Here is a 9,785-nt window from a genome sequence, read left to right as displayed (position 1 = left end):
TGGCTGCCGTAGCGCAAACCGCGGGGGTAACCCTTAAGATACAAAACCAGCAGAACGCAGATGTTCAAGGTGCATCGCTGAAACTCGGCAAGCGCCTGCTTGGTACGACTAATAAGGAAGGTGAATTCTTAATGGATGAACCTCTTTCTGAAATTGCGAAGTTGACGATATCCGCAGTCGGCTATAAGGATCTAAAAACGACTTTGCCGGCAACGATAACTTCATCGGTATTATCATTCACTTTGATTCAGGATAGTACTTATCTCGATGAAGTAATTGTAACCGCGGGAAGAAAGTTGGAGAATATCAATACAGTTCCTTCGTCGGTGACTATTCTTAACCAAAAGGATATCCAGACGCAGTTAAATATTTCGAGTAATCTAGCAACTATGATGGGCAACGCGGTACCCGGACTAGGCCCCAGTACGAATAAAGCCAATAATAGTGGACAGACTTTACGTGGTAGACAAGTTCTTGTGTTGATTGATGGAATTCCCCAATCCACGCCATTAATGAACGGTTCGAAAGATATACGATCGATCGATCCCGGTGTTATTGAACGAATTGAGGTAATAAAAGGCGCGACATCAATATTTGGGAACGGATCCGCGGGAGGTATCATTAACTATATAACTAAAAAGAACAAGGAGGGAAAGGCTTTCGGTGGTACAACATCGGTTGGAACTACCTTCAGTCCATTTCATCCTGAGGAAACAATAGGATATCGTGTTGCTCAAACACTTTCCGGATCCCGTGATAAATGGAAATATACGGTTGGTGGAACCCTAGAATATACAGGTCTCCAACGTGACGCTGACGGTATTGCCCTTGGACAGGTAGACGGATTGTCGAATATGCGGTCCTACAACGGTTTTATGAAAGTCGGATACGATATTAACGATCATTCCGATATAACGCTGTTATACAACTACTATGGGAGCACACAACATGCAAAATATATCAGCCAAAACGGTGTGTATCGCGAAAAGACAACAATAGGGGTGAAAGGCGAGGAACCGGGAGAACCTGCGGGAACACCTTATAACCATAACGCCATGTTAAGTTATTCAAATAAAGATATATTTGCGAATACCACACTCGATGTGACCGCATACATAAACAGTTTCAGTTCAATGAACCGTTATGTAGCTTCCGGAACGGCGTGGTACGGGCCGGGGCAGACAATGATAAAATCTAACAAAAAAGGCGTACGAACAAACTTCAACACCATGTTCGGTATCGGTCGTACATCCGCGGAGTTGACATACGGCTTAGATCTTCTTAATGACGTTACCTACCAGGATTTGGTAGATGGCAGAGTATATATTCCCAAATTATCGATGGTCAATTTAGCTCCCTATGCGCAATTGAAAATAGATTTCTTTGAAAATCTGATCTTTAAAGGAGGAGTACGTTACGAAAATGCTACTGTGCGTGTAAAAGATTTTAATACGATCGCTAAGGGACCAGACAATGAGGGTAGTATCTTTGTTTCTGGGGGTAAGATCCCTTATAAAGCAACTGTGTTCAACGCCGGCCTTCGGTATAACAAATATGATGTTTTCAATCCGTTCATAAGCTTCTCTCAGGGGTTTGCCATCAACGAGTTAGGGCGTATATTACGACGGGCAGAAGAAAATACGATACAAGAGATTGAGACTGATCCAGTGATCACCAATAACTATGAAGCAGGGTTCTCCTCGCGTTACAAGATGTTAAATTTCACTGCCGCTTATTTCGTTAGTACATCAAAATTGGGTGTGAATCTGGTTGACGTCGGCGGCTATTTAATGGCGCAACGTGAACCCGAAAAGGTAAATGGGTTTGAACTTACATTGGATGCCACCATTAGTAGTAAATTGAATGTTGGTGGGAGTTATGCTTATGTGGAGGGCAAAGCGGAGCTTGACAGCGGTGAAAAAATTTATTTGAACGGTTCTCGTATTGCGCCAGCTAAAGCGTCGGCTTTTATAACGTATTATCCTACTCAGAAATGGGATCTGCAATTGTTTTGGGTTCATACTGGGTCACGCGATCGTTTTGAAGTAAATGAAAAAGGGAAATACAATAATAGTGAAGGACCAGTGACAGATGTCGATCTTTTCAATTTATCCTCATCTTACACATTCAATACACAGTGGAAAATGAGTTTGGGAATTGAAAACCTTTTCAATACAAATTATTACCCTGTCGTAAGTCAATATCGCGCGCTCGACCCAGAGTACGTTCGAGGGAACGGGACTATAGCTAATTTGAATTTGCATTTTAGCTTTTAATAATGGTTAAAAAGGGGATTATATGGCTCCATAAATGGCTAGGGATTTTCTCGGGCGTGATTGTCTTTATTCTCAGTATAACAGGTTGTTTATACGTATTCCAAGATGAGCTAAAATTGCTTTCTTACCCTGAGCGTTACTACATCAGGGACGGAGCCTCTACGCAAGCTCCACAAGCGATTAGTACGCTTATATCCATTGCTCAGAGTGCATTAGCCGAAGAAGAGAGAATATCACGGATAGACCTTTACCCGGCAAGGGATCGAACTTGGGTCTTTCGTGCGGCACAGGTAGACGACGAGGCGTTCGGACATTGGAATTATCAAAAATACTATAAGCGTGTTTTTATAAATCCATACTCGGGAGAGGTGCAGGCAATTGAAAATACGAAATATGAGTTCTTTCAAATTGTTCTTCAATTACACCTGAACCTTTTATTAGGTAAAAAAGTAGGACACCCCCTGGTGGGAATATCCACATTAATATTTACGGTCTTATTGCTGAGCGGGGTTGTCTTATGGTGGCCAAAAAAATGGCGATGGAAGTCGTTAAAGAGACGGTTGACACTCTCTTTTAAAGTGAAAAGGAAGCGGGTGGTCTATGATTTACATAATGTATCCGGATTTTATGCGCTTTTGGTGGCTTTAGTTTTTGCCGTCACAGGGTTAGCCTTTGCCTATCCAGATTTTAAAAATATTTACGTAAGTGCGTTCAACGCGTTCGACAAAAAGGAAGTAAAAAAGATACAGAGGTCCGAAACCAATATTCATACACTCAATGAAGCGTTAACTTATTCGTTGCGTACACATCCCGGCGCAGACATGATGTCCTTACGATTAAAATCAGATGCAGACAAACAAGATATTCAGGTTCGCTTGCAGAAAGACCGAACGGGTGATTTTGTATGGTATTATTTTAATTTGAAGGACGGATTTCTTGAAAACGTGAAGAGTGATGATACGAATCGATTAGGCGATCAAATAGGGGCTATGAACTACGATCTCCACGTTGGAAATTTTTGGGGATTCGGGACAAAGATATTATATTTCTTCATGTCTCTCATTTGCGCTTCGCTTCCCGTAACAGGATACGTCATGTGGGCAAATAAAGGGAAAAAGAAAAAAGCGAATCGAACAGCTAGGACCATTGCCCAAATATAATAGCCTAAATTTTATTGAGAGAGACAAATAATAGGTACCCCTAAAAGGTACTTGTCGTATTTTTTAGGGGTACTCGGCTATTTTTTTTGGTCTCATTCAAGCGAAAATTCTCTCGAAACTAAGATTTTATAACAAGCCATTTTAGTTTTTCAAGGAGTTCATGTCAATTACAAATCTGTATTTTACATCCCCTTTAAGTAAACGGTCATAAGCGGCGTTGATGTCTTGTATTTTAATGATCTCGATGTCCGAAGTAATGTTGTGCTTGCCACAGAAGTCTAGCATCTCTTGTGTCTCTGCAATTCCGCCAATCATGGAACCCGAAAAACTTTTACGTGAAAGAATCAAACTGAATGCTGCAACAGGTAAAGGATGTTCTGGCGCGCCAACGAGCGTGAGAGAACCATCTCTTTTCAGTAAACCCAAGTAAGCATTGATGTCATGCTGCGCGGAGACACAGTCTAGAATAAAATCGAGTCTGCCTTTATTTTTGCTCATTTGATCTTGGTCGGTGGATAGGATTACTTCGTCAGCGCCTAAGCGTTGTGCATCTCCTTTTTTAGAACGAGATGTCGTTATTACTACCACATGCGCTCCCATCGCTTTGGCGATTTTAACTCCCATGTGCCCAAGGCCACCAATACCGACAATTCCGACCTGGGTGCCAGGACCGACCTTCCAATGGTTTAAGGGTGAATAAGTTGTAATGCCCGCGCACAGAAGGGGCGCAGCGGCGGCTGGGTCTAAATTTCTAGGCACATGTAGTACAAAATCTTCGTCTACAACTACACGTTCTGAGTAGCCCCCAAAAGTTTGCTGGTTTAATTGTTTCTCATGCCCATTGTAAGTCCCGATATTTCCTTTTTCACAGTACTGTTCGAGGCCCTCTTTACAGCTTTCGCATTCGCGGCAGCTGTCCACCATACATCCGACACCAACCAAATCTCCTGTATTAAATTTTGTGACATCTCGTCCTATTTTTGTAATTCTTCCAACAATTTCGTGACCTGGGACATTCGGGTAAATTGTACCACCCCATTCGTTGCGCGCGGTGTGTAAATCCGAGTGACAAACACCGCAAAAAAGAATATCGATTTCAACGTCCCTAACACCAACTTCCCGGCGATTTATTGCCATTTCTTTTAGATCCGAAGTAGGTTCATTTGTTCCAAACGCTTTGATTTCGTGCGTATTCATATTGTTCTATGTTTTTATATTTTTTAACTCTTTGGTAAGACCAATATAATTAAAATATGTTGTATTCTTTGGTCGTGCTGCTTAAGTGAAATACTATGCTGATTGTTTATTACGGCGATGACAGGTCTATTAATTGAAATCTTTAGTAGGCGCAGCATTACGTCTATTTCGCCGTTTCTAGATAATTTGATTTTACCAAGAACTTATCGACAGCTATATTGTCGTCATAGTTTAGTTCGATAATATCCTTTACAGCACGCTTCTTATCCAACGCGTTGTTGTAATAAGATTTACAAATCTCGTAACCGATATAATAGCCTAGATCTGCAGTTTTTCCCTTACTTCCTCCATTATATAACCAAGGAGAAAGATCTTCTGAGGCGAAATTTTGCCTTTCTAGGGTAATATTTTGTACCTTTTTTTCACAGGGTTGATCGGAGAACAAAATGTCAAGTTGTGCGTTCTTTTAATGCTAACACGTCTTTCTGGTAGCAAAATTTAAACAATAAAAAAAGGAGTTATAATGGCAACGAAGGTTGAAAATGAAGTGAGTGGGCTTGGTGAAAAGCTTAAGAAAAAAAAAGGGAAAACTTACAGAGAATTGGGCTCGGTGGTGGAAAAGACACAAAAATCTAAAGATAAGGACGGGGAGGCAGGAGTGGATCCGCAAGTAGAACAGGTAAATCAGATGCCTAACGATCCAACTGATCGTCCAAAAGAAAAGAAAAAATAATTTGTCCTACCGACAGTTCGTACCTCAAGGATAATGCGTTGTCGGGAATCTAGTTTTTTCAGTGCTAAGAAGATGAAGGAGGTCGTCTAGTGTGTGGCAAGCAATCTATGATTTCTGTGCTGTAATGATCTTATCGATCGCACGTGCTATCCTGTCTTGATCTTCTTTTTTAGTCATGTCTAGCCCCAAAAAAACGCTGTCATCCATCTTAGCGCGCATACTTAAGAATCGTGCGCCGGCTACGACAACGGCCATTTCATCTGCGCTCCCAGCACGTTGTAACGCCGGATCACCGCTTTTTTTGAAAGTGTGGGCAATTGAATCGATCCGTGCGTTCCGCTCGTCAACGAGTTTTTTTACGTGTTTGTTTTTAGCGACAAGCGCCCAATGTAAAATTCCCTGCCATTCTGAATCTTCGATTAATTCAGCAAACTGTTTCTCTAGGAAAAAGGCAATGTCTTCAGCAACAATTTCTTTCGGGTTCTCTAAAATTTTTAGCGCGACTTTTGCTGAAAGCGCGGTTGTAAGTCCCTGCTCCTCTAAATATGCTTGAACGATCTGGTCAACACCACCGAAATATAAATATATTAGCTTTGGATTTAACTTAGATACGGAAGCGATTTGAGATATCGTTAGCTCCGAATATCTGTCTTCAGCCAAAATTTTACCAATTGTTGCAATCAGTTTTTTTTTGGTACGCTCCTTATCACGAATCGGTCCTGAAACCGCTTTACGTTGTTTTTTTTCCATTTGTTTTAATTTTAGTACTCCCTCCGTAGAGTCTGCTTCATTCGCCGCATTTACTCGTATGATTTTTTTTTCATCCTTCGTTATGCGCGAGACTTTCATAATGGTTTCGCAATAAATTTACAAAATAGTTTTTAAAGTTTCGTTTGCTGATTGTTTGAAACAGGTTAGCTATCTTTATTTTTACAGAACCTGAGGTCTGTTTTTCCCAGGGATTGCTAAACATCGATGGAAATATGGAGCTTCATATAAGAGCGCATACACGGTTTGCGGTGGCGATGCTTACAGGTTTTAGCCGGGTGAAAATTGTCAGTTCCGATCAGTCGAGGATATAGTAGTAATTATATATCTATAGATATATGATGCATTGGACTAACTTTATGCTATTAATCGGTTTATCAACTTTTAATTTTGGATCGAAACGAATTATTATCGATTTTTGAAAACAAGTACAGTATCGCTATAGACTTTTAATTGTTCATAAACTCTATCGCTACTAACCAAACACAATGAACTATGCTAAAAAAATATATCACCCTAATTTTTGTCCTTTTCGGTCTAAGTTGTCAGTTGATGGCGCAAAAGCGACCGAACGTGGTTATTATCCTTTCCGACGATCATGCGTACCAAACAATAAGCGCCTACGGTTCTAAATATGCACAAACACCAAATATTGATCGAATTGCCAATGAAGGGGCGCTGTTTTCACGCGCTTATGTAAACAACTCGATTTGTGGCCCGAGTAGGGCTACGTTACTGACAGGAAAATACAGTCATAAAAATGGCTTTCGTGATAATGAAACATCGGAGTTCGATTTTAACCAAGATTCTTTTATCAAACAGCTTCAAGGGGTAGGTTACAATACTGCTTGGATTGGCAAGATTCACTTGGGTGAAAAATTACAAGGATTCAATTACTATGATGTACTGGTTGGTCAAGGAACTTATTTTAACCCGGTATTTGCCAGTAAAGATGGTAGGAAGATGACTGAAGGTTATGTGTCGAATATTGTGACGGACAAAGCTCTAGGCTGGTTAGATGGGTTAGACAGGGAAGAACCATTTTGTGTTGTGATAGGCCATAAAGCTACTCATAGAACATGGATGCCGGATCTACAGGATTTCGGCAAATTTGACTCGGTGGATTTTGAGCTTCCAAAGACCTTTTACGATGATTATGCCACACGAGATGCTGCTAACTTGCAAGAAATGTCTATTGACAAAGATATGCAGATGGAATACGACTTGAAGATGTTTCCGACGCTAGAGGCGATGATGGCTGATGGAAACTTCAAGCGAATGAATCAAAAGCAACGTGATAAATATATTGCATATTACGCACCAATATATAAGGAGTTTGAATCTAAAAAGTTGACTGGAAGGGATCTAGCCGAATGGAAGTTTAGGCGCTATATGATCGATTATCTGAATACGGCAGAATCCATGGATAGAAATATCGGCAGGGTATTAGATTATCTTAAGAAGAAAGATCTCGAGAAAAACACCATTGTGATTTATTTATCAGATCAAGGTTTTTATATGGGTGAACACGGCTGGTTTGATAAGCGTTGGATGTATGAGGAGTCTTTCCGTACTCCGTTTCTTATGAAGTATCCTGGAAAAATAGCTGCTAAATCCACGATATCGGCAAAGGTGGTGAATGCAGATATTGCACCGACGCTCTTGGAATTGGCATCAGTAGATATACCGGAGGACATGCAGGGGAAATCGTTCGCTGGAATATTGAATAAACCGGGAGCGAAGCACCGCAAGAATCTCTTCTATCACTATTTTGAGAATGGAGAACATGCGGTAAGTCCGCACTTTGGCGTAGCTGACGATCATTATAAGTTAATTCGTTATTACAAACGTGTGGAAGATTGGGAACTGTTCGATATGGCGAAAGATCCCCAAGAAATGCATAATGTGTATAATGATCCTAAGTATAAGAGCGTTGTAGCGACTATGAAAAAGAAGCTTTTGATTGAAATTGAGAATTTTGACGATCAAGAAGCAAAGGCTATTTTCCTAAAAGATATTGACAAATAGCTCCTTTCTGAGGGCCTTTATAACATCTGATGCCTCTAGTCACCTGCCTTAAGTGGGTATCTAGAGGCGTTTTAGTTTTCTGCTCGTCATGCGATTAGACTGATTCTCCGTAGTTGTTCCTATTGGATTGTTAGCATTGTAACTAATTTTAATTCTCGAAACTATTTTATTATTTAGGATGTTCTATGTGTACTCAGGGATTTTACGAAGTTATCATTATCGTTATTAAATTTAATGTTATGACAAAAGAGCACGGAAAAAGTATAAAGAACGACGCTAAATATGAAGCTCTACGCGACAAAGGGATGAGCAAAGAGAAAGCGGCCCGGATATCGAATGATCCTAAGTCAAGCAAAAGGGGTGGAAAAGCCTCAGATTTACAAGATCGAAATAAAGACGAACTACTTGCTGAAGCGAAGGATATTGGTATCAAAGGGCGCCATGGAATGCGAAAAGAAGAATTGATCGAAGCCATCCGTAATCATTAACGGCGACCTACAAATGACTTCTGTTGAAAAGTTGCTAAATGGTGGTGGGCTAGTCTACATCGACTGCAACGGTCCAGGATACCGCAGAAAACGTCGCGGTAACCGATTTGTCTATTTGAATCGCCGTAAGGCGCCGATTCGCAATGCGCGCACTACCGCTCGTATCGAATCGCTTGTCATTCCACCTCAGTGGAGCAAAGTGTGGATTTGTCCCGATCCTAAGGGGCACATTCAGGTGACAGGCATAGACCAAAAATCCAGAAAGCAGTATATTTATCATCCCAAATGGCGCGCTCTGCGGGGGCAAGATAAATTCAAGCAGCTTGCTAGTTTTGGTCAGGGACTACCCCAACTTAGAAAGTCGATAAAAAAGGATATGAAATTACCGGAGCTTTGCCTGCCAAAAATTAGTGCGATTGCGCTCCATATCATGGATCTAACCGCAATTCGTCCCGGCAACAGCCAGTACACAAAACTACACGGATCATTTGGATTAACGACGTTGCGAAAAAAACATCTTAATATACGGGGTGACCTTATTGCTCTTTCGTTCGTAGGGAAAAAAGGTGTGCAACAAAATAAGGTGATAAAAAGTAAGCCGCTAGCACGGATACTTAATGACCTTCAGGAGATTCCGGGAAAAAGATTATTCCAATTTTTTGATGCGTTTGGAGAAAAGTGCAATTTGGAGTCCATCAATTTGAATAATTATCTAAGGGAACATTATGAACAGGAGGTAACTTGTAAAACATTTCGTACCTGGAGCGCTTGTCATTCGTTCCTTACCAGCCTCTGTTCGTTAGAGCCCGCAATAACGGTTGCTGCCAAAAAGCAAATCCTACAGACTGCCCTTGACGAAGTTGCCAAATTATTAGGAAACTCGAAGCTCATCTCACGCAAGCACTATATTAGTCCTGTCTTAATCGATTGTTATGAAAATGGCAGTCTAGATCGTTGGTTAAAAAAAACGGGAGCCCTTTCGCCTCAAATGCGCGAGCAGGCCATTTCCAAAAAACTTATTAATATCTTCCGCAAGAACATATAAGCGCTATTAAAAAGAACTATTGTATCTACTTTTTGTTATATAATTAAAAAGGATAAGAAGTTATGAGAGCAATTTGGACTGGAGCCATCG

General features: G+C 40.8%; 9 protein-coding genes. 6 read left to right on the top strand and 3 right to left on the bottom strand.

Features of this window, described 5'->3' with window-relative positions:
• Positions 1–2,276, top strand: a 2,276-nt coding sequence (locus HP439_RS15530; protein WP_172391253.1) for a TonB-dependent receptor, incomplete at its 5' end; no start/stop codon positions are given.
• Between the two features lie 2 nt (positions 2,277–2,278).
• A complete protein-coding gene (locus tag HP439_RS15525) occupies positions 2,279–3,436 on the top strand; it encodes a PepSY-associated TM helix domain-containing protein (protein WP_172391252.1) in 1,158 nt (385 codons plus the stop codon).
• 141 nt (positions 3,437–3,577) lie between these two features.
• On the opposite strand, the gene HP439_RS15520 is transcribed toward HP439_RS15525, so the two are convergent.
• The gene (locus HP439_RS15520) at positions 3,578–4,633 is read right to left on the bottom strand and encodes an NAD(P)-dependent alcohol dehydrogenase (protein ID WP_172391251.1); all 1,056 of its coding nucleotides are present in this window, start codon (positions 4,631–4,633) and stop codon (positions 3,578–3,580) included.
• Positions 4,634–4,796: 163 nt separating this feature from the next.
• Positions 4,797–5,078, bottom strand: coding sequence for a hypothetical protein (locus tag HP439_RS15515; protein WP_172391250.1), 282 nt, complete (start codon positions 5,076–5,078; stop codon positions 4,797–4,799).
• Positions 5,079–5,156: 78 nt separating this feature from the next.
• Here HP439_RS15515 and HP439_RS15510 point away from each other — a divergent pair, with 78 nt between their 5' ends.
• Positions 5,157–5,366: a hypothetical protein gene (locus tag HP439_RS15510; RefSeq protein WP_172391249.1), complete on the top strand. Its 210-nt coding sequence runs from the start codon at positions 5,157–5,159 to the stop codon at positions 5,364–5,366.
• Between the two features lie 105 nt (positions 5,367–5,471).
• Here the strand turns inward: HP439_RS15510 and HP439_RS15505 are convergent, their stop codons facing one another.
• A complete protein-coding gene (locus tag HP439_RS15505; protein ID WP_172391248.1) occupies positions 5,472–6,116 on the bottom strand; it encodes a TetR/AcrR family transcriptional regulator in 645 nt (214 codons plus the stop codon).
• Positions 6,117–6,629: 513 nt separating this feature from the next.
• Between HP439_RS15505 and HP439_RS15500 the strand changes: the two genes are divergently transcribed.
• The 3 genes from HP439_RS15500 (at position 6,630) to HP439_RS15490 (ending at position 9,695) form a co-directional block, all read left to right on the top strand.
• Positions 6,630–8,162, top strand: a complete 1,533-nt coding sequence (locus HP439_RS15500; RefSeq protein ID WP_172391247.1) for a sulfatase family protein — start codon at positions 6,630–6,632, stop codon at positions 8,160–8,162.
• Between the two features lie 239 nt (positions 8,163–8,401).
• Positions 8,402–8,650 (top strand): DUF7218 family protein, encoded by a 249-nt coding sequence (locus HP439_RS15495; RefSeq protein ID WP_172391246.1) that lies wholly within the window; start codon positions 8,402–8,404, stop codon positions 8,648–8,650.
• A gap of 13 nt (positions 8,651–8,663) precedes the next feature.
• Positions 8,664–9,695: a DNA topoisomerase IB gene (locus HP439_RS15490; protein ID WP_172391245.1), complete on the top strand. Its 1,032-nt coding sequence runs from the start codon at positions 8,664–8,666 to the stop codon at positions 9,693–9,695.
• Positions 9,696–9,785: the final 90 nt, after the last annotated feature.

It is taken from the genome of Sphingobacterium shayense (assembly GCF_013179575.1).
Taxonomy (GTDB): Bacteria; Bacteroidota; Bacteroidia; order Sphingobacteriales; family Sphingobacteriaceae; genus Sphingobacterium; species Sphingobacterium shayense.
This window is presented reverse-complemented; position numbering and strand designations above follow the sequence as displayed.

Coding starts and splice junctions, on each gene's coding strand:
- HP439_RS15525 (WP_172391252.1), top strand. CDS start 2,279: ATGGTTAAAAAGGGGATTATATGGCTCCATAAATGGCTAGGGATTTTC.
- HP439_RS15520 (WP_172391251.1), bottom strand. CDS start 4,633: ATGAATACGCACGAAATCAAAGCGTTTGGAACAAATGAACCTACTTCG.
- HP439_RS15510 (WP_172391249.1), top strand. CDS start 5,157: ATGGCAACGAAGGTTGAAAATGAAGTGAGTGGGCTTGGTGAAAAGCTT.
- HP439_RS15505 (WP_172391248.1), bottom strand. CDS start 6,116: ATGGAAAAAAAACAACGTAAAGCGGTTTCAGGACCGATTCGTGATAAG.
- HP439_RS15500 (WP_172391247.1), top strand. CDS start 6,630: ATGCTAAAAAAATATATCACCCTAATTTTTGTCCTTTTCGGTCTAAGT.
- HP439_RS15495 (WP_172391246.1), top strand. CDS start 8,402: ATGACAAAAGAGCACGGAAAAAGTATAAAGAACGACGCTAAATATGAA.
- HP439_RS15490 (WP_172391245.1), top strand. CDS start 8,664: ATGACTTCTGTTGAAAAGTTGCTAAATGGTGGTGGGCTAGTCTACATC.